Origin of the sequence: Pseudomonas sp. BN102 (assembly GCF_029871245.1) — a bacterium.
GTDB lineage: Bacteria > Pseudomonadota > Gammaproteobacteria > Pseudomonadales > Pseudomonadaceae > Metapseudomonas.
The window spans coordinates 134,883-155,916 of record NZ_SSON01000077.1 but is presented as its reverse complement, the minus strand read 5'-3'; the positions used below and the strand labels follow the sequence as shown (position 1 = coordinate 155,916).

Here is a 21,034-nt window from a genome sequence, read left to right as displayed (position 1 = left end):
GAGTTGCGACGTATTTTGGTGGTGCCTGATGCGGAGTGTTGGAAAGACATGCTTTTCTCGGCGTCTTGGCTGAGCTTTGTGGGTTTTCAGACGCCTTAGTTATTTTGGCCTCCGCATGCCTCTGCCTTTTTCTGTACCGTTCGCTCTGTAGGATTCTCTTGATTCTGTTGCCACCAGAACTGGCACTGGGCAGACTCGAAGCGCTTTTCTTGTTCGATCCTAGCTCGCTCGGCTTTCTGCTGGGCTAGCTCTTGAGTACGCCGTTGTTCTCTTGCTTGAGCTTCAGCTGCTGCACGCTGTCGCATTTCGGCTTGGGCTCGTCTTGAATCCTGCTCTGCCTGTTTCAGCGACTGCTGCATGTATAAGGCGGCTTCATTGAGAGCGGCCTTCATACGCTGTTCCTGGAGGTAGTCGTAGAAGAGCTTCCCACCCCAAAGGCCGCCAACGATGATGATGGCGGCCAGGATGATGGCGTGGCTTGTGTCCATCGGCTGATGGGCATGACGATAAGAAGTGGCTCTCCTGCCGCGACGTTCATTGCGATCGTCGATTTCTTCATCCATGTCGAAGCTTAGATTTTTCAGCTGCTCGTCGACTTCGCGTTTTTCCATGCCTGACGTACTCCCTGCTAACCCTTCCTGACTCCATGTGCTCGGGCAAACCAGCGCCTAGTCACTTCTGTTGTGATCGCTATCCCGCGTTCTGTTCGGTCAAGTTTCGGTTGGCCTCGTCGTGCTCGGGGCTCGTTTGTCCAATCTCGGGCATGACTTCGCCGGTGCTTAGCCACCAGCGGTATGCCGGGAACACTTTGCCGAGAATCTCTATTTCCTCGGCGCCCACTCTGGCTTTACCCCGTCGAATACTCGCCCAGCGGTCGTAGTTCGTCTCTCCCGCGCGCGTCAGCGTGTTGAGGTTGGTGCGCTCAATTAATAGGAGTGCTCTATCGGTTATGTTCATGCTGATCGAATATTGTCATTAATGGACTATTGCCTGGACATAGTCCCGATGCCAGTATCTGGATATAGTTCTGGACATAGTCCAGATAATAGTCCTCTATAGACCAACATAGTGCAGGAAACGCCATGGATGTGGAAGGAACCGACCTATCGATTAAAGACCTGCTCAGCCCGCCCCCAGTGATGCCCTGGCGCGAGTTCGCCGACTGGATACGGATGAGCGACGAACACAACATCGTATGGGGATGGATTCGCAACGGCTACATCCCCTCCCACAAGGTCGGCAAGCACGTGATGGTCAACGTCGCGCTCCTGACCCAGCAGTTGCTGGAGAAGGAGCGGACGGCATGAGCCATGAACACACTCTACCGCTACCGCCGCCTCGCCCACGCCGAAAGTTGCGACTGCTCTGTCTGCTGGTCCCGTCGCGAACGGGCGAAGAGCGCGCCCTACCGGTCCATGTCCTGCGAGCACTGCCACCCCGCGTAGATATCCAGGGTCGCTGGGCGCCGGGTCTGCCAGCCGGCCTCGTTCTGCGGGAAACACAGGCCCGTGCACCGCGCCCAGAAGCACTGGCTCGTTGTATATGGCAGCGGCAAGCCCACGCCCTCCATGCCCATTTGCGAGCCATTCGACAGGGAGCCCTGAGCCATGCCTGAGCGCCAACCCCGGGCCTTGGTGGCCTGCGAATTCTCCGGCCGCGTACGCGATGCCCTGACCCGCGTCGGCTTCCATGCGGTGAGCTGCGACCTGCTGCCCTCGGAAACCGAAGGCGAACACGTCCAGGGGGATGTATGCGAACTGTTGGACCTGGGCTGGGACTTGCTGATCGCCCACCCGCCTTACGTTGACTTCGCGACCTCCGGTGGCCGTCAACTCGCCGCCAAGGTCGCGGACGGCAGGCAGGGCAGGGCGCTCGATTTCGTCCGCACCCTGCTGGCTGCGCCGATTCGCTTCAAGGCCCTGGAGAGCCCCAAGTCGGTGATCTCCACGCAGGTCCGCAAGCCGGACCAGATCGTCCGGCCCTGGATGTTCGGCTACGGCGAGCGCAGTGAAATTCACCTCTGGCTGGAGAACCTGCCGAAGCTGCGGCCCACCCGCATCGTTTACGAGCGCGATCCGGCCGCGCGCTACCTGACGCCCGGCCCCGGCCCCGAACGCTGGAAGAACCTCTGCCGCACTTACCAGGGCATCGCCGACGCGATGGCTGACCAGTGGGGCTGCTACGTGATCGACCAGCTTGCCGGGCGGCACCGGGCCAGCGAGTGACTCGCCAAGATCCTCACGATCATGCGGAAAATTTCGCGCAGCTCACCTTGCTCCCATATTCCTTATGGGCGTGAGGATTATTCAGTTAACGTGCCTATCGACTCTCCAAGAGCCCTGGATCGCCTCATTCGGGCCTGCCGAAAGGCAATAGCTATGCGCCAGGATGTGGCCGCTGGCGTTATCGGCGTAAGTGAAAACTTTCTCGGCAAGGTCGAGCGCGGCGGCGAAACTGTGCAATGGGGCCTGCTCTTTCAGGTAATGCGAGAGCTGGGGCTGAAAGTGTCGGTGGAGGTTCCCGATGAGATTGCCGGGGAGGCGAGAGCTCAGTTAGGTCGCGCACTCAGCAAGTCTGCGCTAGCCCATTCCGGCGAGAGCAATTCAGGCTCCGATGATCTGGACCGTCTGCTGTTTGCCATCGAGAAGTCCTTGAGTACTCAGCCTGACGACAACGCGCGATGATGGATCGCAATGGCCTGCCCCTTTGCTACGCTCACCTCGCGCCAGGTCATTTCCAGGACGTCCTGGAATTTGGCCCAGCCCGGGATTTTCGACAGTTCTTCGACACCTCCCCGCCTGCAGAGCAGGAAGGCACGGAAAAAGCCTTATAGATCAACATGGAAGGCAAGCACGCCCGGTGGCGTGGCCGGGCTTCAAACCCGGTGGGGGACGGCAGCCGTTCCTGGGTGGGTTCGACTCCCACTGCCTTCCGCCATTTCTGCCCTCGTCTTTTGGAAGAGAATCCGGGAATGAGGGAAGCCTTGCTTGGACGCAGTACCAATCCATTTCCGTAGGGGGGGAGCGCTCTTCTATCCACCATCGCCGCCAAGCGAAACGTCGTCCGGTGGACAGAAAGAGCGCTGTCCACCCTGCATTTCGGGAGGGCGGGAAACGGGGTAGAACTCCCCTGCTGCAACCGACCACCACATTGGATGCAGCCTGCAGGAAAATCGCCGACCTCTTTGGATCGCCCCTCTCCGGCAGAATGAATCCGTCCTCTGCTTCTCCCAAGCTCCTGCCCCCTTTCTCGGCTCGAAGGCCGGACGTCGGGACACTGCCGGGTGATCTGGGCAGAAGGCCGCGCTGTACTAGACTGCACCACGCTTGCGCGGTCGAGGTTCAGATCGCTGCATAACCAGGTTTCCAGATCGCTGCAACGCGGACCACGGAGGGCCGCCGTTCCAGGTGGAGAGCGTATTCGTGCCGTACAGAAAACGTCTGATCGTTGCTGCCGCAGCTGTTGCGGCCGCCTTCATGTCCAGTGCCCATGCCAGCGACTCAGCCATCCAGGCGCATTGTCAGGAGAAATGGAGCGGCGATGCCATGCGCGCTTATTGCCTGGAGGAACAGCGCGAGGCGGCCAAGGCGATTGCCAGCTACAGCGGCCCGATTCGTAGTCGCTGCGAGTCCGAATGGAAGGACGATTTTCATATGGTGCTGTTCTGTATTAAGGAACAGGAGCCTCCATTCCAAGCCACCATCGGCGATGTGATTCAGGACTAATTGGGGTCTATCAGCGCGTACGACGGACGGTCGACCGAAGCCGGTCTTGAGCCCTTGCGGTGTCCATGGGCGCTCAGCACTATTCGCGTGGGGCGGCAGCTCGAGCTGTGCCAACCAAGAATGCGCCTCCACGAAGACGCACTTCCGCACGAGCGATTAGTTAGGAGTTGATATGGCCGTCCGAATCGTACTGGGCAGCGCGCTGGTACTCATGGCAAGCCTGGTGTTTGCCGCAACCCCCGCAGCCAAGGCCAAGCAGGGGGGCAGCGACAATTACTACCTGAACTGGCAGGAACGTAATGGCGTGATCGCCCTGGACAGCGTCTGCAGCAAGAACGAGAAGGGTTCTTCGCAGTTCCGCGACTGCCAGAAGCACGCCCAGGTGGTGTTCCGTAACTCCTGCACCCGGTCGAAAGACCCAGCCAGCAAGTGGTGCGTTGCCCAGGGCCACTACAAGCCCTGAGCCCGCAGTGAGGCATGAACGGCCGGATTGGCCAGGGATGCTGTCGCCGCGTTCATGTGAGTAGCTGCGGTGTGGGCTTCAGCGGCGAGACAGGATGGCAGCCCGGTTCCAGGAATACTGTAGAAACTGAGCTCTTCTTCGGCATCGCCTGCGGCACATTGCAGGTATGTGTCCTTGGGTCTGTGTTCGCAAAGTGAGTCGTAGAACTCTTGGGATGGTTCTATGTTGATTCCCGTCCAGCATAGAAACCATTCTCAAAGAATCTCAGTGCGCGCAATATCTGATTTCTTCGAAATTCTGCGCATACCAAATGAACTTCAGGTTTATTGCCCGTTGATTATGGTGATGAAGTGCGTTGGTAGTTGCGCGAATGGCTGTGGTCTTGATGCGCGTATGCCAGGATTTTCGCCATAGCCTGTCGACTTTGAATGCGCATTTCCAGGCACGCATACCTTGTCACGGCCAAGGCCCGCCAAGATTAAGTGGCGGCTATATTTGCTGCCCTTGGCATGGACAGGCTACTGGAAACGATCACACCCAGGACCGCTGGGCAGAGAAGGCGCTGTTCTGAATGATGGCGGCCCGGCCGGCTCTTATAGTGAAAAGGTGACTATTGCATCGGCGCTACTCACGCCAGGCGGTCATCGATGAACGCGAAAGAATGTCTGGCACTGGTCATGGTCGCTGGCGGACTGTCAGCATGCGCGAGCCCAGCGGGCAAGGTGGATGAGCAGAGACTCGATGTCAGGATGACGGCCACGGAGAGGAATGCGGGTGAAATCGCCCAGGCGACTCTGGTGCCTCGGGGAGGTGAGACGGGCGTGACGCTGTTCGTCAGTGGAGTTCCATCCAGCGTGGCGCGACCTGTCCATCTCTACACCTACATCTACCCTGGAACCTGCGCGGCTCCGGGCGCTTCGCCGGCCTATGAACTGAACCGGACGGTGAACACTTACCATTATTCGCGGGGCGATGTATGGCGGCTATCGAGAACCGCGCCAGTCGCTCTGGCGACGCTTCGCTCAAGCAGCCACTCCATCGTTCTACGAACGAGCCCGGCGGACGGCAACCTCGATATCTTTTGCGGCGACATTCGCTGACGCCCATCCGCGGCGAGATTACAGGTGCGGAGCCAAGTGCGATTTCCCGCCATATCCCGGGGGCTTAAAAGCTGATGCCAATGCGCCGCATCGGTCTATGAAAACCAAACTGAAACAGCGGGTTGCTGGCCGCTCGGGAATGATTCTTGATCTAGACTAATTGTTGACATTTTTTGCAATACAGCTCGGTTCCCGAGATGGGGTCGAGCACTGGAAGGCACGGAAAAGTGCCACACAAGAGGCTGAACAGCGAAGGAGCAGATGAAGAGCACAGCAGCAGTCACGCGCGTGGCGGCGAAGCCAACCGCCGCTCTTACGTTTGTGTGCTTACTCCCCGCCGCTCCCTTCCGACCCTTGGCGCACCGTCCACGTACAGCCCCCCAAACGACTGAGCGCTGAAAAACGAAAGCGACGCGGAGGAGTTCGGCTGCAGGCCCCATCCCGATAGCTGGCAGCCAAGCTCCCCGGTCCGATCATAAAGCTGGCGCTTCTCCGCGAGGCTGGATGCAGGGTTGCAGCCAGCGAACAGTAATCCGCTTACTGAGGGAGGGGCCGTAATGAAAACCACAGATTCGGGACACAGGAAAGGCCGCCTGCCACCCCCTGAAGACACGGATGCTACCGAAGACCGACGCACCTTCCTCAAAATCGGCGTCGCCGCGATGCTGGCGCCGGTACTGCTGAAGTCGAGCGAGGGCGGGGCCGCCACCTTCCCGGTGTTCCCGCCAAGCCCGCCGACTACGCCGTGGCTGGTCACGCTGCCCAACGAGATCACTCCGCTCCAGGCAGTCGCCACCCTGAGCCCGAGCCCCACGATCGCCGCGAATACCGCCGGTGGCGAAGCCGGGCGCGCGCCTCTCCAGCGTTACGCCGAACTTACCGGCGTGCTCGGTGCACCCCTGCTCTACGAATTGAAGGCCAAGGAGCGGCTCGACTGGGTGTTCCACCCGGCCTATCCGCCGCAACGCATTTGGGGTTACGAAGGCAACACGCCGGGTGCCGTTTCGCCCGGTCCGGTCATCTTCGCCCGCTATGGCAAGCCGATCATCGTGCGGTTCCGCAACCAGTTGCCGCAAAACCACGTGGGCTTTGGCACGCCGGAGATCTCCACCCACCTGCACAACGCGCACACGGGATCGGAGAGCGACGGTTTTCCGGGCGACTATTACAGCGCGAACAAGGCGGGGCCTACCCTGACCGCGCCCGGCGCCTTCAAGGACCACTTCTACCCCAATATCTACGCGGGCTACGACCAGCTGCAGAACCACATCGGCGATCCGCGCGAGGCCCTGGGCACGCTGTTCTACCACGACCACACCCTGGACTTCACCGCCGCGAACATGGAGCGTGGCCTGTTCGGCGATTACCTGTTGTTCGACAACGTCGACTCGGGCAACGAGCTCGATCCGAGCCCGAGCGCACTGAGATTGCCGAGCCATCCCTACGACTACCCGCTGGCCTTTGCCGACAGGCGATTCGACGCGAACGGCATCATGGTCTACGACCAGGTCAACCCCGAGGGGACCCTGGGCGACAAGGTGCTGGTGAACGGCTTTATCGAACCGGTATTGCGGGTCGCTGCCCGCAGGTATCGCTTGCGCTTCCTCAACGCCGGCCCCAGCCGTTTCTACGCCTTCTATCTGCAGTCGGCGGGTGGCCAGAACCAGAGGTTCACCTTCATCGCCAACGACGGCAACCTGTTGCCGGCGCCGCTGCTGAACCAGACCAATTTCCAGTTGGGCATGGCCGAGCGCGCGGACATAGTCGTCGACTTCTCCAAGTACCCGATTGGCACCGTGCTGTACCTGGTCAATAAGATGCGCCAGGAAGACACCCGCGAGGGCAAGGACATCAAGGACCCGGGCACCCGCGTGCTCAAGATTATCGTCGACCGCTTCCCGCCGGCGCAGGACCTGAGCCAGGTCCCCGCCGTGCTGCGGACGCTGCCGCCGATCACGGCTGCGGAGATCGCCGCCGCCCCGGTGCGCCGCTGGGTGTTCGAGCGTTCCAGCGGTATGTGGTCGATCAATGGCAGGCTGTTCAACGTGAATATCCCGCGAGCCTCGATCGCCCAGGGGGGCTTCGAGATCTGGGAACTGGTGAATCCCGAGGATGGCTGGACCCACCCGATCCACATCCACTTCGAAGAGGGGCAGATCATCGCCAAGTTCGTCAACGGGGTGAGCGTGCCGGTACCGCCGCAGCAACGCGGTCGCAAGGACGTCTACGTACTCGACGCGTTCACTACACTGCGCGTGTTCCTGCGCTTCCGCGACTTCAAGGGCAAGTACGTCATGCACTGCCACAACCTGATCCACGAGGACCACTCGATGATGGTGCGGTGGGACATCGTCTGACTGGCGCGGCAACAACGCTTATGAGGGTGGAGGGATGCACATGAACACTCGCAGATTTCTGGTGACCGGCATGGGCGTCGCCGCGCTCGGCCTGATCGCCTTGCCTGGCCTCACGCTCGAGCAGCCGCGTCCTCGCCGCGCCGCTGACGACGACAGCTACTTCCCCAATGCGCGGCTTCTGACCCACGAAGGCAAGGAGGTCAGGTTCTACGACGACCTCATCCGCGGCAAGGTGGTCGCGATCAACATGATGTACGTGTCCTGCGCCGGGCGCTGTCCGATCGCAACGGCGAACCTGTTGCGCGTACAGAAGATGCTCGGTGAGCGTGTGGGCCGTGACGTGTTCATGTACTCGATCACCTTGCAGCCGGAGCTGGATAGGCCGCAGCAGCTGAAGGCATTCGTCGAAAGGCACCGGGTCGGGCCGGGCTGGCTGTTCCTGACCGGAGAGCCCTCTGACATCGAGCGGTTGCGCCTGAGCCTTGGTTTCTACGATGTGAACCCGGAGGTCGACGCCAACCTGGCGAACCATTCAGGCATGGTCCGCATCGGCAACGACGTCTACCAACGCTGGACCATGGCGCCAGCGCTGGCGGAGCCGGAGCAGATCCTGTCCACCATCAATCACGTGGACAGCCGTGCGGTGCATACCGCCTAGGCAAGGCGGTGCGCGCCGTCGGTGTTTGATCCGAGGGTGCGCTGTGCGCACAGCGCACCCTACGGCTGACTCGCCTTCCCTACGAGTGGATGCTTACTCGCAAAGACGTCCCAGCTTCGCATCCGGCATCAGCGCCAGGTATTGCTTGCCGCTCATATGCACCAGGTCGTTGTGGTCGCCCGCTTCGAAGTAGATGTCCGACTGCTCGGTGAGGGACTGGTCGATCAGGGTTTCCAGGCCGAAGAGGTTGCCGACGGCGGGGATGGCGCCGATGGCGCAGCCGCTGAAGCGCTTGCTGAAGTCCCCCTCGTGGGCCAGGCGCCAATTGCGCTTGGTGAGCTTGTGGACCTTCTGCAGATCCAGCTGGCGGGTGGCGGGCACCACGGCCATCAGCCAATGGCCCTGGAAGTCGTCGAGGATGACGGGTTTGGCCATCTGCTGCGGCGGCACGCCGGCGCGGCGCGCGGCATCACGGGTGGTCATGGACGTGGCGTGGGTGAGTACGTCATAGCGCGATTTGTGCTGCATCAGGCTGGTTTGCAACTGGGTGATCATGGTCATGAGACACCTCCTGCCAGGGCGTCGGCTTGTCACTCCCGGTAAGTCGGCGTTGCCGGCACACAAGGAGGAGCCTCCCGCTCCCCACCTGGCACCCGCCGAGGCAGGTGCCCTGTTAGCAGTTTAGTGGAGGGTGGCCGGGTGGGTTCAGTCTCGGCCGACCGGTTCGGCCAGGGGTGAGGCCCATCGCCAGGCGGATGGTCGGGGGCGGGATCGTCCGGTGGCTGCGGTTCAGTCCGCTAGGGCCCTGTCCAGCTGCACCAGGGCCACGCGGCGGCCGTCCTGGGAGCGGCGCTCGACTATGCCGCGGGGCTGGTAGCCGAGCCGGCTGTAGAGCAGCAGGCCGCCGGCGTTGGCGTTGAAGCAGGAGACTTTCATCAGCCTGGCCTTGTACTGCTCGCGGGCCAGGCGCTCCATGGCCTCGATCAGGTACTGGGCCACGCCCTGGCCGCGCGCCCAGGGCGCCACCATCATGTTGCCGAGGGCACAGAACTCGCCGTGCTGCCATTGGTAGAAATTGGCGAAGCCGGCGACCTTGCCGTCGAGCAGAGCGACCGTGCTGCCACGGCGCTCGGCCATGGCGGCGGCGAGCTGGCCGACGGTGAGCGGCCAACTGGCCTTGGGGTAGGCGAAGAAGAGTTCGTCCGCATCCTGGGGAAAGCGGACGACTTCGTGGAGGTCTTCGGCGCTGGCGGGGCGGTGTTGCAGCTGTGGATTGGCGGCGGGCATGGAGTCCTCAGTGCGGCGGGTATTGGGCGATCACCTTGGCGACCGTGTCGCGGATGGCGGCTTCTCGCTCGGCTGGGGTCGGCGGCGCGCTTTTCATGATCTGCTCGGCGCTGCCGCGCCAGACCAGCTTGCCGTCCTTGCTGTCATACATGTCCACCTGGATGGTGGCCACCTTGTAGTTGTAGGTGCGGGTTTCGGTATAGGCCGGACCGCCCCAGTAACCTCCCCAATAGCCGCCCCCGTAGCCGCCGTAGTTGTAGCTGGTCTGCTGCTGGCGTTCGTCGATTATCAGCCAGGACTGGACGTTGAGGTCGGCCTTGCCGCTGGCGGCCGGGCGCAGGCCGCGCTGGTCGAGCTGCTGGCCGACGGCTTCGCGGATGCGTTGTTCGGTGAGGTCGCTCTTGATGCGCGGATCGTCGGGGCTGTACTGCAGGGCGGGCTCCTTCCAGCTCCAGCTGCGGTAGGCGCCGAAGTCGCGGGTGCTGTCGTAGTCGCGGTTGACGTTGTAGTTCTGGCAGGCGGCTAGGAGCAGGACAGCGGATAGGAGTAGCGTGCGGCGGATCATGATCGGGTCTCCTCTGCCGGAATCATTATCCAAACGCAAGGTGGGGCGTTCGGCAAGGGGATATTGAGCGTGATTTCGTGCTCGGCGTCGCACCTCCCCGAAGAGGAAAAGGGGGCGTGCCAGCGGCTCCGACGTTCACAAACAGTACGGACAAGCACCTCTCTCTCTGGGAGAGGGGATGGATGGTGGGACCCGTTCGGACTTCAACGAGGCGGATAGTCGTCCAGCGCCTCCTTCACCGCCTGGCGCAGCGCCGCCACCCCCTCGGAGCGGTTGCCACTGGCGTAGGCCTCACCGCTGCCGCTCCACACCTCCTGGTTATCGTGGGCGTCGTAGAACTGCAGGTAGACCACCGCCACCTGTTCCTCGTAGGTGCGCACGATCGGCACGCTGGCCCAGGCCCCGTACTGGTCGCGCCATGGGCCGCTGCCGTAGTAGGCGCCGCCGTAGTCGTCGTACTGCCGCAGGCGCCTTTCGTAACGCAGGCTGGCGCTGACCTTGAGGTCGGCTGCGGCGGGGCTGCGCGCCTGGCGCAGGCCGTGCTGGTCGAGGCCCGAATTGACCATGTCGGCCATCTGTTCCGGGGTCGCCCAGTTGTTGCCGGCAGGCAGTTGGCCGTCGAGCCAGGTCCAACTGCGGTAGCGGCCGAAGTCGCGCGGGGCGGCGGGGTAGGCGCTGCTGTCGAAGGTGCTGGCGGCGCCCGGCGGGGCGGGCGGCACCGGGCGGGATTGATAGAGGTAGGGGTTGGGGCTTTGGCAGGCGGTCAGGAGCAGGGCGAGGGCGATGCAGCCGGGCAGTTTCATGGGGCCTCCGTTCAGAGCGGCCGGCATATCCAGTGCAGATAACGGCCAAGTCCTTGGTAGCTGGGATGGCGGCGGTAGGCGAGTTCCATTTCCAGCAGATCCACCAGTTCGGCCTTGGCCTGGAACTCCTGCGGCATGTAGTCGTGGAACACGCGCACGCCGCTCTGTCGTTCGACCTGCCAGTGCCCGGCGAGTTGCGCCTCCAGCTCGCGCGGGTCCAGCGGCTGCTGCGGGGTCAGGCTCTGGCCAACGCCTGCGAACCTGTGTTTGCGCAGCTTGCGGAAATGGCCCTTGAGCAGGTTGCGGTAGATCAGCGCGTCCTTGTTGTAGAAGGCCAGCGACAGCAGGCCGTCCTTGGCGGTGAGCTGGTGCAGCACAGGGAGAATGGCGTGCGGCTCGGCCAGCCATTCCAGTACGGCGTGGCAGAGCACCAGGTCGTAGGGTTCGGTGAGCTGGCCGAGCAGTTCCTGCCAGGGCGCCTGGATGAAGGTGGCCGAAGCGCCGGCGTCGGCGAAACGCTGGCGAGCGCCGTCGAGCATGGGGTCGGCGGGTTCCGCGAGGGTCACCTGGTGGCCGCGTTGGGCCAGCCAGAGCGCCATGTGGCCGAGACCGGCGCCGATGTCGAGCACTCGCAGGGGGCGCTCGGGCAGCACTTCCGCCAGGTCGGCCTGGAGCACGGCGAGGCGGATGGCGCCCTTGGCGCCGCCATAGATCTTCTCGGCGAAGCGGGTCGCCAGTTCATCGAAGTGCCGGTCGGTCATGTGAAGCGCCTTTCGCTGTCGGCCAGTTTGGCGCGCACGACCTGTTCCATGTCCAGGCCCAGTTCGGCGCAGAGCAGCAGCAGGTAGAGGATGATGTCGCCCACTTCCTGGCCGGCGTGTGCCAGCTTCTCGGGCGGCAGCTGGCGCGACTGGTCTTCGCTCAGCCACTGGAAGATTTCCACCAGCTCGGCCATTTCCACGCTGGCGGCCATGGCCAGGTTCTTCGGGCTGTGGAATTGCCGCCAGTCGTTGTGGTCGCGGATGGCGTGCAGGCGGGTGGTGAGTTCGTCGAGGTTCATGGGGCTCTCCTTGAGCCGCCTATGGTCCCGCCGCCCGCGAGCCGGCGCAAGGGTCAGCTCGAGGGGCGCCAGCTTCCGGCCATGTGCGGCACGTCCTTGCTGCCGCGCAGGGCGAGCTGGCCTTCCGGCGCCGGGGCGCTGGCCAGCAGGGTCACCTCGCCGGGCAGCAGCACGGGCTTCTGGAAGCGCACTTCCACCTCATAGCTGGCGGCGGGCAGGCGGCTTTCCAGGGCCGCCAGGCAGCGGGCCTTGTTCCACAGGCCGTGGGCGATGGCGCGGGGGAAACCGAACAGTCTGGCGCTGACAGCCGAGAGGTGGATGGGGTTGTAGTCGCCGGCCACGCGGGCATAGCGGCGGCCGATATCGGCGGGGGCCCGCCATTGATCCAGCTGCTCCAGCGGCAAGCTTTCCTCGCTGGCGCGGGGCGCGGGCTGGCCGGGCAGGCGCAGCCCACGGAAGAGGATGCGGCTGTCGCCTTCCCAGACCAGACCGAGCTGGTCTTCCAGGCGGGTGATCAGGCTGAAGGTGGCGCCTTTCTCGTGGGGCTGCAGGCGTTCCACCGCCACGCTGGCGATGAAGGGCCCGAGGCCGCCCAGGGGCCGCAGCACGCGGATGCGATTCTCCAGGTGCACCAGGCCCAGCAGCGGGAAGGGGAAGCGCGGATCGGTGAGCAGGCGCATCTGCAGCGGAAAGGCGAGGATATGTGGATAAGTCGCCGGCAACAGGCCCTTGTCGGTGAAGCCGCAGACCGCCCGGTAGCGCTCGAGGTGGCCAGGGTCGACGCTCACCGGGCTGCGCACGCCCAGCTCGGGCAGGGCCTTGCCTCCCGTACCACGGCGCACGGCGGCGCGGGCGAACAGGCCGGGAAGGGCGGGGGGCGCGGGCAGGTCGAGCCAGTCGGTGGCCATGGGGATATCTCCTGGAGGCGAATGGGGCTCAGCATAGCCAGTCGCCCAAGGGGCACATTGGCCGACCGTCCCGGGCGGGCGGCAGGGCAGTCAATTGCCGGCCTTGAGTGCCGATGGCAAAGCTGCATAAGATGGCCGCGCCCCGCAGACAATAAGAATTCTCAAACGATGATGCGTGATCTGACCGACGATGTAGCGCTGATGCGCCCGGTGATCGACGCCCTGCGTGCCAGCGGCACCGACCCGGACAAGGTTATGGAACGCGTGGGCCTGCCGCCTGGTGGCCTGCCCGCAGGTCGTTTCCCCCATGCCGCCCAGGCCCAGTTCTGGAAGGCCGCCGCCGACGAATGCGGCGAAGAGCATGTCGGGCTTTATCTGGCCGGGCACCTGCCAGCCTTCCATGGTCTGCTGCTGGAGTACCTGTTCCTTTCCAGTGGCACCTTCGGTGAAGGGCTGCGCCATGCCCTGCGCTATGTGCGCCTGCTCTCCGACACCCTGAATGCGCAGCTGGACGTGGAAGCCGAGCGCGCCGTGCTTTCCCTCGGCCAGCATCCGGGTAGCAACCGGCATTTCCCGGAAATGCTCGCCGGCGCGGTGATCCGCCTGTTCCACGCCCTGACCGAGGGTCAGTTCAAACCCCATGAAGTGCAACTCATGCACGCCGAAGGCGCCCCCGCCGAGCGCTACCAGTCGGTGTACGGCTGCCCGGCCCGGCTTGGGGCAGAGCGCTATGCGCTGATCTTCGCTGCCGAAGTGCTGGACAAGCCTTCGCGCCACGCCGCGCCGGAATTGCTGCGCATGCACGAGTCACTGGCGCGACGCCAGTTGGCCGAGGTGGAGCGCCTGGACCTGGTGCGCCAGGTCCGCCAACTGATCGGCGAGCTGCTGGTGGACGGCGGCGCCACTCTGGAGCAGGTGGCCGCCCGCTTGAACATGCCGGCCCGCCGCCTGCGCGAGCGACTGGCCATGGCCGGGGTGCGCTTCAACGACCTGATCACCGACTACCGCTGCCGGCTGGCCAAGGAGCTGCTGTTGAAGACCGACGAGCGCATCGAGGTGATTGTCGAGCGCACCGGCTTTTCCGAGCCGAGCACCTTCTACCGCGCTTTCAAGCGCTGGGTGGGGGAGACGCCGGTGGAGTTCCGGCGCAAGGGCAAGGGCGAGGTCTGAGGTCCGAAACCTGACAGGGGCGAATGCTCTTGTAGGGGCGATTTCAATCGCCAAGCAGTCCGAAGGACTGCCCTGTGCAGCCCTCCGATGCTCAGTCGTTGGGCTTCGCTACGCTCGCGGAACGCCACTCGACCCAACAGGCAGGCCCGCGCGTCTGTGGGGGCGAATTCATTCGCGAAAGGACCGCAGCGCGGTCCCGTAGGTTGGCGCTGAGGAACGAAGCCCAACACAGCGACTCGACCGCGAACGTTGGGCTTCGCTTAGCTCAGCGCCAACCTACGGGGCAGCTGCGCCGCCCTTGGCGAATGAATTCGCCCCCTCAAAGGCATGGCGCACCCCCGAGGCTGTCCCTCACGCCCCCAACAAGCTCTGCCCACACACCCGCATCACCTGCCCGGTCAGGGCGCCGGAGCCCGGCTGAGCGAACCAGGCCACGGCTTCGGCCACATCCTGGGGCAGGCCGCCCTGGTTCATCGAGTTCATGCGCCGCCCGGCTTCGCGGATGGTGAAGGGAATGGCGGCGGTCATCTGGGTTTCGATAAAGCCCGGCGCCACGGCGTTGATGCTGATACCGCGCTTGGCCAGGGCCGGCGCCCAGTTCTGCGCCAGGCCGATGACCCCGGCCTTGCTCACCGCGTAGTTGGTCTGGCCCGTGTTGCCGGCGATGCCGCTGATGGAGGCGATCAGCACCACGCGGCCGTTGTCGTGCAGCTTGCCGGCGTCCAGCAGGGCCTGGGTGAGCACCTGCGGGGCGCGCAGGTTGACGTTGATCACCGAGCTCCAGAAGTCGTCGCTCATCTTGGCCAGGGTCTTGTCGCGGGTGATGCCGGCGTTGTGCACCAGGATATCGACGCCCTCTGGCAGGGCCTCCACCAACCGGGTGGCAGCGTCGTCGGCGGCGATGTCCATGGCCACGCCACGGCCGCCAAGGCGCGCGGCCAGGCCGTCGAGGGCGTCCTTGGCCTGGGGCACGTCGAGCAGGATCACGTCAGCGCCGTCGCGGGCCAGGGTTTCGGCGATCGCGGCACCGATGCCACGGGAGGCGCCGGTGACCAGCGCGCGCTTGCCGGCCAGGGGCCGGGTCCAGTCCTGCACCCGCTCGGCGCAGGACGCCAGGCGCAGCACCTGGGCCGAGACATAGGCGCTCTTGGGCGACAGGAGGAAGCGCAGGGCGCCTTCCAGCTGGTCCTCGGAGCCCTTGCCGACATAGACCAGCTGCACGTTGCCGCCTCGGCGGATTTCCTTGCCGAGGGAGCGGGTGAAGCCTTCCAGGGAGCGCTGCACGCTGGCGGCCTCCAGGTCCTCGATCGACTCCGGGGCGCAGGCCAGGACCACCACTTTCGGGCACTTGCCCAGGCCCTTCATGGCCGGCTGGAAGAAATCGCGCAGCTCGATCAGCTGTTCGAAGCGGGTCAGCTGGCTGGCGTCGAAGATCAGCGCCTTCAGGCGCGGGCCATGCTCGGCGGTCCAGCGTGACAGGCCGAAGCGACCGTCCTCATCGGCGAAATTCTGGTCGGTGAGTTTGTTCAGCACGCCGCTGGCGGCTTCGGCCAGGGCGCCCTGGCCGCCGATCAGCAAGGCGCCATCCACCGGCCGCGCACGGCCCGCCATCCAGCGCTCCAGGCGCACCGGCGCCGGCAGGCCGAGGGCGCCGACCAGGCGCCGGCCGGTGTTGGAGTTGGCGAAGGCGAGGTAACGGTCGTTCATGGGATAGCTCCTGCTGGCAAACGAAAGTGGGCCCACTCTACGCAGACACGGATTGCACGCAATTGACCGTGCTGACCTCCCGAGCGGCGAGGCGGCCAATCCAGGCGTCTAGTCTTGTATCCGACACTGCAACCCGCAAACCCTCACCCGCAAGGAGTCACCATGACCCAGCTGCGCCGGGTCGCCATCGTCGGCGGCAACCGCATCCCCTTCGCCCGCTCCAATACCGTCTACGCCACGGCGAGCAACCAGGACATGCTGACCAGCGCCCTCGAAGGCCTGGTGGAACGCTTCAATCTCCACGGCCAGCGCATCGGCGAGTTCGCCGCCGGCGCCGTGCTCAAGCACTCGCGGGACTTCAACCTGGCCCGCGAATGCGTGCTGGGCTCGCGCCTGGCCCCGGAAACCCCGGCCTACGACATCCAGCAGGCCTGCGGCACCGGCCTGGAGGCGGCCATCCTGGTCGCCAACAAGATCGCCCTGGGACAGATCGACAGCGGCATCGCCGGCGGCGTGGACACCACCTCGGACGCGCCCATCGGGGTGAATGAGGGGCTGCGCAAGATCCTCCTCGAAGCCAACCGGGCCAAGTCCACCAGCGAAAAGATCAAGACGCTGCTGCAGGTCCGCCCGCGCCACCTGGCGCCGCACATCCCGCGTAACGGCGAGCCGCGCACCGGTCTGTCCATGGGCGAGCATTGCGAGCTGATGGCGCAGACCTGGGCCATCCCCCGCGATGAACAGGACCAACTGGCCATCGCCAGCCACCAGAAGCTGGCGGCGGCCTACGCCGAAGGCTGGCAGAACGACCTGCTGAGCCCATTCCGCGGCCTGACCCGCGACCAGAACCTGCGCCCGGACATCAACGCCGAGAAGCTCGCGGCCCTGAAACCGGTGTTCGAACGCGGCGCGCGCGGCACTCTGACGGCGGCCAACTCCACACCGCTGACCGACGGCGCCTCGGTGGTGCTGCTGGCCAGCGAGGACTGGGCCAAGGCACGCGGGCTGCCGATCCTGGCCTACTTCAAGGATGGCGAAGCGGGGGCGGTGGATTTCGTCAGCGGCGAGGAAGGTTTGCTGATGGCGCCGGTCTACGCCGTGCCGCGCCTCCTGGCGCGCAACAACCTGTGCCTGCAGGACTTCGACTACTACGAGATCCACGAAGCCTTCGCCGCCCAGGTGCTTTGCACGCTGAAAGCCTGGGAGGACGCCGACTACTGCAAGACCCGCCTCGGCCTGGACAAGCCTCTGGGCGCCATCGACCGCAGCCGGATGAACGTCAAGGGCAGCTCCCTGGCCGCCGGCCACCCCTTCGCCGCCACCGGCGGGCGTATCGTCGCCAACCTGGCCAAGTTGCTTTCTGTGGCTGGCGAGGGCCGTGGATTGATCTCTATTTGCGCCGCAGGCGGCCAAGGTGTGACCGCGATCCTGGAAAAGTAATCCAATACCCGTGGCTGCAAGTCATCGCGGCCACGCGATGTAAGCAACTCCGTGATTTAGGGCGGCCCGCAATGCAGGGGCCGCCCTTTTTTTGCTCGCGAAATGGTCCGGTTCGCGAGCAAGCCCGCTCCTACACAGTTCCTGCTGCCGTGCAGCGGCCTCAGCCATCCACCAGCACGCCGCCGCGGACGATCTTCACCCTCTGGTGAAATTCCAGGCGCACCGGGTCGCGTCCCAGTCATCGCCACTCCAGCTGCAGCTCTTCCTGCCAGGCGACGCGGACGAAATGGCTACCGACTATTTCCTTCAGGCGTTCCAGGCCTTCGGGGGACTGGCTTTCCACGGCCAGGTTCAGGCCGTCGCCCTCGGCGCGCAACAGGCCGAGGCCCAGGTCGAATTCGATGCGGCCCTGCTGCTCGTCGTAGCTGACGGGCACCCGGTGGGCGAAGTGTTTGCACAGGCGGCTGATGTAGCGCGCCGGGGTGGCGGTGGTGACATGGGCGGAGGCGGTCAGGGTCATGGCAGGTCCTCAATAGCCGACGGTGAAGCGTTGGCGGATGTGCTCGGGTTGTTCCAGCTCGTCGATGATGGCCACGGCGAGGTCGGCCACCGAAATGCTCGCCGGCTGCTCGCCGTCCATCAGCAGCTGGTCGCTGCCGACGCGAAAGCGGCCGCTGCGCGCGCCGGGGTGCAGCAAGGCGGGCGGGGAGATGAAGGTCCAGTCCAGGGCGCTTTCCAGGCGTATCAGGTCGAGCGCCTGGCGCGCGCCCTCGGCGCCTTCCTTGTATTCGGCGGGGAAGTCCGGCGTGTCGATCAGTTGCAGATTCGGTGCGACGTAGAGACTACCGGCGCCGCCGACCATCAGCAGGCGCTTCACGCCGGCCTGCTTGACCCCGGCGAAAATGGCCTGGGTGCCTTCGATGAACAGTTCGCGGATCTTCGCCTCGCCCCAGCCGGGGTTGAAGGCGTGGACCACGGCGTCATGGTCGGCCACGGCCTGGGCGATGGCGGCGGCGTCATAGGCGTCGGCCTTGCGTGCGGTGAGATTGGCGTGCTGGGGGAGTTTTTCCGGGTGGCGGACAATGGCGGTGACCTGGTGGCCGCGCTGCAGGGATTCGGTAAGTACGGCGGAGCCGACGAAACCGGTGGCGCCGATCAGGGCGATTTTCATGGAGCATCTCCGAGGTAGGTTGCGGTGACGCATAATCGCTGCTGGATAATCGGTGGAAAAAGTGCCGTCAGGTGCTTTCACAATTAAGCGGAGCTTATGAATGGAGCAGCTCAAGCGCATGGCGGTGTTCGCCACGGTGGTGGAGCGGGGCAGCATGGTGGCCGCCGCCGAAGTGCTGGGCATGACGGCTTCGGCGGTCAGCCAGCAGATCCGCAAGCTGGAGCAGGAAACCCAGGTCAGCCTGCTGCACCGCACCACGCGCAAATTGACGCTGACCGAAGCCGGCGCGGTGTTCTACAAGAGCTGCGCCCAGGTGCTGGAGCTGGCGCAGCAGGCCGAGCAGCGCCTGGCTGAATTGCGCGACGCGCCGGTGGGCGAGCTGCGCATCGCCGCGCCCGTGGGCTTTTCCAACGGCATGCTGACCGAGGCGCTGGTGCCGCTGCTGGAGGCCCATCCGGGGCTCAGCCTGCAACTGTTCTTCCATGACGAGCAGATTGACCTGGTGGAACAACGCATTGATCTCGCCATCCGCGTTGGCCGCCAGGAAGACTCCAGCCTGGTGGCCAGGCATCTGGCCGACTGGCCTGCGGTGCTCTGCTGCGCCCCGGCCTACCTGGCGCGCAGCGGACCGATCCATCGTCCCGAGCAGTTGCTGGAGCTGGACTGGATCAGCCCCAATGGCGAGCGCCAGCAGCACCAGCTGACGTTCACCGGCCCCGGCGGCGAACAGCTGCGCCTGCGACTGGAAAGCCGGGTGGGCTGCAACAACATACTCGCCGTGCGCAGTTTCACCCTGGCGGGCATGGGCCTGTCCCTGCAGCCGGAGCCGGAAATCCGCGAGGAACTGGCCAGCGGCCGGCTGCTGGCGCCGCTTCCGGAGTGGCAACTGGCGCCGGTCGGGCTCTACATCGTCACCCCCCGCCGCGATGCCCAGCCGGCCAAGGTGCGCTATGCGATTGAGGCATTGCGCCGCAGCCTGTCGCGTCGTGGATAGCCGTAGGAGGCGGCATGCCGTATAACGTCGGCCCAGTGTCCCTATTTCCCGAGGCTGCCCGCTGCACCCGCATGAAGACCCCGAAACGCCTTGAGCCACTGCTGGAAGATGGCCTGATCGATGAAGTCCTGCGCCCGCTCATGAGCGGCAAGGAAGCCTCCGTCTACGTGGTGCGCTGCGGTAGCGAGCTGCGCTGCGCCAAGGTCTACAAGGAAGCCAACAAGCGTGGTTTCCGCCAGGCCGCCGAGTACCAGGAGGGCCGCAAGGTCCGCAACAGCCGTGACGCCCGGGCCATGGCCAAGGGTTCCAAGTACGGCCGCCGTGAGCGTGAAGACGCCTGGCAGAACGCCGAGGTGGCCGCGCTGTTCCACCTGGCCAATGCCGGGGTGCGGGTGCCCAAGCCCTACGACTTCCTCGATGGCGTGCTGCTGATGGAACTGGTCAGCGATGGCGAGGGCGATGCCGCGCCGCGCCTGAACGACGTCGACCTGACGCCCGAGGACGCCCGCGAATTCCACGCCTTCATGATCGGCGAGATTGTGAAGATGCTCTGCGCGGGTCTGGTTCACGGCGACCTTTCAGAATTCAACGTGCTCCTCGACCCCTACGGGCCCGTTATCATCGACCTGCCCCAGGCGGTGGATGCCGCCGGCAACAACCACGCTTTCCGCATGCTGGAGCGTGATGTCGGCAATATGGCCGAGTATTTCGGCCGCTATGCGCCGGAGTTGAAGTTCACCCGGTACGCCAAGGAAATGTGGGCCCTGTTCGAGGATGGCAAGCTGACGCCTGAGGCCCAGCTCACCGGCCAGTTCGCCGAACCCGAGGACTCCGCCGACCTGGACGCCGTGATGCGCGAGATCAAGGCCGCCCTGGCCGACGAGGCGCGACGCCAGGCGGCACTGGCCGAACGCGATGCGCCGACCGAGCGGGCAGAGCCGACTCCTCCCTGGATGCTCGGCTGAGGCTGACTTGACCGGGGCGGGTCGGCACAGGATCCTTGTTCGCTGGTTTTTCAGGAGATGTGCAGATGCAAGGCCAAGCCGAAGTGGTGGAATACCTCAAGGACCTATTGCGCGGCGAACTGGCCGCCCGGGACCAGTACTTCCTGCATTCGCGGATGTATCAGGACTGGGGCTTCAACAAGCTCTTCGAGCGCATCAACCACGAGATGGAGGAGGAAACCCAGCACGCTGATGCCCTGCTGCAGCGCATCCTCTTCCTGGAAAGCACTCCGGACATGCGCCCCCGGGCCATCCACCCCGGGCATACAGTGCCCGACATGCTGCGTGCCGACCTCAAGCTGGAATATGAAGTGCGCGCCGCGCTGAGCAAGGGCATCACCCTGTGCGAGAAGCATAAGGACTACATGAGCCGCGACATCCTCGCCGCCCAGCTGAAGGACACCGAGGAAGATCACGCCTACTGGCTGGAGCAGCAGCTCGGCCTGATCGACCGCATCGGCCTGGAGAACTACCTGCAGTCGCAGGCGTGAGGCTGATCCGGGATTAAAGAGGGGCCGCTGATGCGGCCCTTTTTGTTTGGTGGATGTGGTCGCTGGGCACGGTGCCTTGGTCTGTTGGGCTTCGCTGCGCTCGCGGAACGCCGCCCGGCCCAACCTACCGG

Annotated in this window: 25 protein-coding genes, 1 tRNA gene and 1 pseudogene; 15 read left to right on the top strand and 12 right to left on the bottom strand. The window is 64.6% G+C overall.

The window, feature by feature from the left end; translation table 11 throughout:
• Window positions 1-95: 95 nt before the first annotated feature.
• A complete protein-coding gene (locus E8F12_RS24780; protein WP_280327861.1) occupies window positions 96-611 on the bottom strand; it encodes a hypothetical protein in 516 nt (171 codons plus the stop codon).
• 79 nt (window positions 612-690) lie between these two features.
• Window positions 691-957: a DNA-binding protein gene (locus E8F12_RS24775; protein WP_280327860.1), complete on the bottom strand. Its 267-nt coding sequence runs from the start codon at window positions 955-957 to the stop codon at window positions 691-693.
• A gap of 125 nt (window positions 958-1,082) precedes the next feature.
• On the opposite strand from E8F12_RS24775, the gene E8F12_RS24770 reads away from it, so the two are divergent.
• From E8F12_RS24770 to E8F12_RS24725, 10 genes and pseudogenes are all read left to right on the top strand, one after another.
• Window positions 1,083-1,307 carry a DNA-binding protein gene (locus E8F12_RS24770; protein WP_280327859.1) on the top strand — a complete coding sequence of 75 codons (225 nt, stop codon included), beginning with the start codon at window positions 1,083-1,085 and terminating at the stop codon, window positions 1,305-1,307.
• A gap of 3 nt (window positions 1,308-1,310) precedes the next feature.
• Window positions 1,311-1,604: pseudogene (locus tag E8F12_RS24765) on the top strand (DUF5447 family protein).
• A 3-nt stretch (window positions 1,605-1,607) separates the two neighbouring features.
• Window positions 1,608-2,225, top strand: coding sequence for a DNA cytosine methyltransferase (locus E8F12_RS24760; protein ID WP_280327858.1), 618 nt, complete (start codon window positions 1,608-1,610; stop codon window positions 2,223-2,225).
• Between the two features lie 153 nt (window positions 2,226-2,378).
• Window positions 2,379-2,684, top strand: a complete 306-nt coding sequence (locus E8F12_RS24755) for a transcriptional regulator (RefSeq protein ID WP_280327857.1) — start codon at window positions 2,379-2,381, stop codon at window positions 2,682-2,684.
• Window positions 2,685-2,841: 157 nt separating this feature from the next.
• Window positions 2,842-2,937: transfer RNA gene (locus E8F12_RS24750), tRNA-Sec, on the top strand.
• 485 nt (window positions 2,938-3,422) lie between these two features.
• Complete coding sequence (locus tag E8F12_RS24745) at window positions 3,423-3,725, top strand: hypothetical protein (RefSeq protein ID WP_280327855.1); 303 nt, start codon at window positions 3,423-3,425, stop codon at window positions 3,723-3,725.
• Window positions 3,726-3,897: 172 nt separating this feature from the next.
• Window positions 3,898-4,188: a hypothetical protein gene (locus E8F12_RS24740; protein WP_280327853.1), complete on the top strand. Its 291-nt coding sequence runs from the start codon at window positions 3,898-3,900 to the stop codon at window positions 4,186-4,188.
• 647 nt (window positions 4,189-4,835) lie between these two features.
• Window positions 4,836-5,288 carry a hypothetical protein gene (locus tag E8F12_RS24735; RefSeq protein ID WP_280327852.1) on the top strand — a complete coding sequence of 151 codons (453 nt, stop codon included), beginning with the start codon at window positions 4,836-4,838 and terminating at the stop codon, window positions 5,286-5,288.
• A gap of 557 nt (window positions 5,289-5,845) precedes the next feature.
• Window positions 5,846-7,645, top strand: a complete 1,800-nt coding sequence (locus E8F12_RS24730) for a multicopper oxidase domain-containing protein (RefSeq protein ID WP_280327851.1) — start codon at window positions 5,846-5,848, stop codon at window positions 7,643-7,645.
• A gap of 40 nt (window positions 7,646-7,685) precedes the next feature.
• Window positions 7,686-8,303, top strand: coding sequence for an SCO family protein (locus E8F12_RS24725; protein ID WP_280327850.1), 618 nt, complete (start codon window positions 7,686-7,688; stop codon window positions 8,301-8,303).
• 93 nt (window positions 8,304-8,396) lie between these two features.
• Here E8F12_RS24725 and E8F12_RS24720 read toward each other — a convergent pair whose 3' ends face one another.
• The 7 genes from E8F12_RS24720 to E8F12_RS24690 all read right to left on the bottom strand — a co-directional run bounded on the left by E8F12_RS24720 (window position 8,397) and on the right by E8F12_RS24690 (window position 12,926).
• A complete protein-coding gene (locus E8F12_RS24720; protein WP_280288458.1) occupies window positions 8,397-8,864 on the bottom strand; it encodes a YbaK/EbsC family protein in 468 nt (155 codons plus the stop codon).
• A gap of 228 nt (window positions 8,865-9,092) precedes the next feature.
• Window positions 9,093-9,590, bottom strand: a complete 498-nt coding sequence (locus E8F12_RS24715) for a GNAT family N-acetyltransferase (protein ID WP_280327848.1) — start codon at window positions 9,588-9,590, stop codon at window positions 9,093-9,095.
• Window positions 9,591-9,597: 7 nt separating this feature from the next.
• A complete protein-coding gene (locus tag E8F12_RS24710) occupies window positions 9,598-10,155 on the bottom strand; it encodes a DUF4136 domain-containing protein (protein WP_280327847.1) in 558 nt (185 codons plus the stop codon).
• Window positions 10,156-10,358: 203 nt separating this feature from the next.
• The gene (locus E8F12_RS24705; RefSeq protein ID WP_280327846.1) at window positions 10,359-10,958 is read right to left on the bottom strand and encodes a DUF4136 domain-containing protein; all 600 of its coding nucleotides are present in this window, start codon (window positions 10,956-10,958) and stop codon (window positions 10,359-10,361) included.
• Between the two features lie 11 nt (window positions 10,959-10,969).
• Complete coding sequence (locus E8F12_RS24700; protein WP_280327845.1) at window positions 10,970-11,719, bottom strand: methyltransferase domain-containing protein; 750 nt, start codon at window positions 11,717-11,719, stop codon at window positions 10,970-10,972.
• Entirely contained in the window at window positions 11,716-12,018 is a 303-nt protein-coding gene (locus E8F12_RS24695; RefSeq protein WP_280327844.1) for a MazG-like family protein, read from the bottom strand. The genes E8F12_RS24700 and E8F12_RS24695 overlap by 4 nt, the downstream gene beginning before the upstream one ends.
• A gap of 53 nt (window positions 12,019-12,071) precedes the next feature.
• Entirely contained in the window at window positions 12,072-12,926 is an 855-nt protein-coding gene (locus E8F12_RS24690; RefSeq protein WP_280327842.1) for a MaoC/PaaZ C-terminal domain-containing protein, read from the bottom strand.
• Between the two features lie 171 nt (window positions 12,927-13,097).
• On the opposite strand from E8F12_RS24690, the gene E8F12_RS24685 reads away from it, so the two are divergent.
• Entirely contained in the window at window positions 13,098-14,096 is a 999-nt protein-coding gene (locus E8F12_RS24685; RefSeq protein ID WP_280328095.1) for an AraC family transcriptional regulator, read from the top strand.
• A gap of 351 nt (window positions 14,097-14,447) precedes the next feature.
• Here the strand turns inward: E8F12_RS24685 and E8F12_RS24680 are convergent, their stop codons facing one another.
• Complete coding sequence (locus tag E8F12_RS24680; RefSeq protein ID WP_280327840.1) at window positions 14,448-15,803, bottom strand: 3-oxoacyl-ACP reductase; 1,356 nt, start codon at window positions 15,801-15,803, stop codon at window positions 14,448-14,450.
• A 162-nt stretch (window positions 15,804-15,965) separates the two neighbouring features.
• Between E8F12_RS24680 and E8F12_RS24675 the strand changes: the two genes are divergently transcribed.
• The gene (locus E8F12_RS24675; protein ID WP_280327839.1) at window positions 15,966-17,243 is read left to right on the top strand and encodes an acetyl-CoA C-acetyltransferase; all 1,278 of its coding nucleotides are present in this window, start codon (window positions 15,966-15,968) and stop codon (window positions 17,241-17,243) included.
• Between the two features lie 238 nt (window positions 17,244-17,481).
• Here the strand turns inward: E8F12_RS24675 and E8F12_RS24670 are convergent, their stop codons facing one another.
• Complete coding sequence (locus E8F12_RS24670) at window positions 17,482-17,763, bottom strand: DUF2218 domain-containing protein (protein ID WP_280327838.1); 282 nt, start codon at window positions 17,761-17,763, stop codon at window positions 17,482-17,484.
• 9 nt (window positions 17,764-17,772) lie between these two features.
• Window positions 17,773-18,414, bottom strand: a complete 642-nt coding sequence (locus tag E8F12_RS24665) for an NAD(P)-dependent oxidoreductase (protein ID WP_280327837.1) — start codon at window positions 18,412-18,414, stop codon at window positions 17,773-17,775.
• A gap of 100 nt (window positions 18,415-18,514) precedes the next feature.
• Between E8F12_RS24665 and E8F12_RS24660 the strand changes: the two genes are divergently transcribed.
• From E8F12_RS24660 to bfr, 3 genes are all read left to right on the top strand, one after another.
• Window positions 18,515-19,408: a LysR family transcriptional regulator gene (locus tag E8F12_RS24660; protein WP_280327836.1), complete on the top strand. Its 894-nt coding sequence runs from the start codon at window positions 18,515-18,517 to the stop codon at window positions 19,406-19,408.
• A gap of 71 nt (window positions 19,409-19,479) precedes the next feature.
• Window positions 19,480-20,373, top strand: coding sequence for a PA4780 family RIO1-like protein kinase (locus tag E8F12_RS24655; protein ID WP_280328094.1), 894 nt, complete (start codon window positions 19,480-19,482; stop codon window positions 20,371-20,373).
• A 65-nt stretch (window positions 20,374-20,438) separates the two neighbouring features.
• Window positions 20,439-20,903 carry a bacterioferritin gene (bfr, locus tag E8F12_RS24650; RefSeq protein ID WP_280327835.1) on the top strand — a complete coding sequence of 155 codons (465 nt, stop codon included), beginning with the start codon at window positions 20,439-20,441 and terminating at the stop codon, window positions 20,901-20,903.
• Window positions 20,904-21,034: the final 131 nt, after the last annotated feature.

Bases quoted from the DNA above. Each gene is read 5' to 3' on its own strand.
- E8F12_RS24780 (WP_280327861.1), bottom strand. From the start codon at position 611: ATGGAAAAACGCGAAGTCGACGAGCAGCTGAAAAATCTAAGCTTCGAC.
- E8F12_RS24775 (WP_280327860.1), bottom strand. From the start codon at position 957: ATGAACATAACCGATAGAGCACTCCTATTAATTGAGCGCACCAACCTC.
- E8F12_RS24770 (WP_280327859.1), top strand. From the start codon at position 1,083: ATGGATGTGGAAGGAACCGACCTATCGATTAAAGACCTGCTCAGCCCG.
- E8F12_RS24760 (WP_280327858.1), top strand. From the start codon at position 1,608: ATGCCTGAGCGCCAACCCCGGGCCTTGGTGGCCTGCGAATTCTCCGGC.
- E8F12_RS24755 (WP_280327857.1), top strand. From the start codon at position 2,379: ATGCGCCAGGATGTGGCCGCTGGCGTTATCGGCGTAAGTGAAAACTTT.
- E8F12_RS24740 (WP_280327853.1), top strand. From the start codon at position 3,898: ATGGCCGTCCGAATCGTACTGGGCAGCGCGCTGGTACTCATGGCAAGC.
- E8F12_RS24735 (WP_280327852.1), top strand. From the start codon at position 4,836: ATGAACGCGAAAGAATGTCTGGCACTGGTCATGGTCGCTGGCGGACTG.
- E8F12_RS24730 (WP_280327851.1), top strand. From the start codon at position 5,846: ATGAAAACCACAGATTCGGGACACAGGAAAGGCCGCCTGCCACCCCCT.
- E8F12_RS24725 (WP_280327850.1), top strand. From the start codon at position 7,686: ATGAACACTCGCAGATTTCTGGTGACCGGCATGGGCGTCGCCGCGCTC.
- E8F12_RS24720 (WP_280288458.1), bottom strand. From the start codon at position 8,864: ATGACCATGATCACCCAGTTGCAAACCAGCCTGATGCAGCACAAATCG.
- E8F12_RS24715 (WP_280327848.1), bottom strand. From the start codon at position 9,590: ATGCCCGCCGCCAATCCACAGCTGCAACACCGCCCCGCCAGCGCCGAA.
- E8F12_RS24710 (WP_280327847.1), bottom strand. From the start codon at position 10,155: ATGATCCGCCGCACGCTACTCCTATCCGCTGTCCTGCTCCTAGCCGCC.
- E8F12_RS24705 (WP_280327846.1), bottom strand. From the start codon at position 10,958: ATGAAACTGCCCGGCTGCATCGCCCTCGCCCTGCTCCTGACCGCCTGC.
- E8F12_RS24700 (WP_280327845.1), bottom strand. From the start codon at position 11,719: ATGACCGACCGGCACTTCGATGAACTGGCGACCCGCTTCGCCGAGAAG.
- E8F12_RS24695 (WP_280327844.1), bottom strand. From the start codon at position 12,018: ATGAACCTCGACGAACTCACCACCCGCCTGCACGCCATCCGCGACCAC.
- E8F12_RS24690 (WP_280327842.1), bottom strand. From the start codon at position 12,926: ATGGCCACCGACTGGCTCGACCTGCCCGCGCCCCCCGCCCTTCCCGGC.
- E8F12_RS24685 (WP_280328095.1), top strand. From the start codon at position 13,098: ATGCGTGATCTGACCGACGATGTAGCGCTGATGCGCCCGGTGATCGAC.
- E8F12_RS24680 (WP_280327840.1), bottom strand. From the start codon at position 15,803: ATGAACGACCGTTACCTCGCCTTCGCCAACTCCAACACCGGCCGGCGC.
- E8F12_RS24675 (WP_280327839.1), top strand. From the start codon at position 15,966: ATGACCCAGCTGCGCCGGGTCGCCATCGTCGGCGGCAACCGCATCCCC.
- E8F12_RS24670 (WP_280327838.1), bottom strand. From the start codon at position 17,763: ATGACCCTGACCGCCTCCGCCCATGTCACCACCGCCACCCCGGCGCGC.
- E8F12_RS24665 (WP_280327837.1), bottom strand. From the start codon at position 18,414: ATGAAAATCGCCCTGATCGGCGCCACCGGTTTCGTCGGCTCCGCCGTA.
- E8F12_RS24660 (WP_280327836.1), top strand. From the start codon at position 18,515: ATGGAGCAGCTCAAGCGCATGGCGGTGTTCGCCACGGTGGTGGAGCGG.
- E8F12_RS24655 (WP_280328094.1), top strand. From the start codon at position 19,480: ATGAAGACCCCGAAACGCCTTGAGCCACTGCTGGAAGATGGCCTGATC.
- bfr (WP_280327835.1), top strand. From the start codon at position 20,439: ATGCAAGGCCAAGCCGAAGTGGTGGAATACCTCAAGGACCTATTGCGC.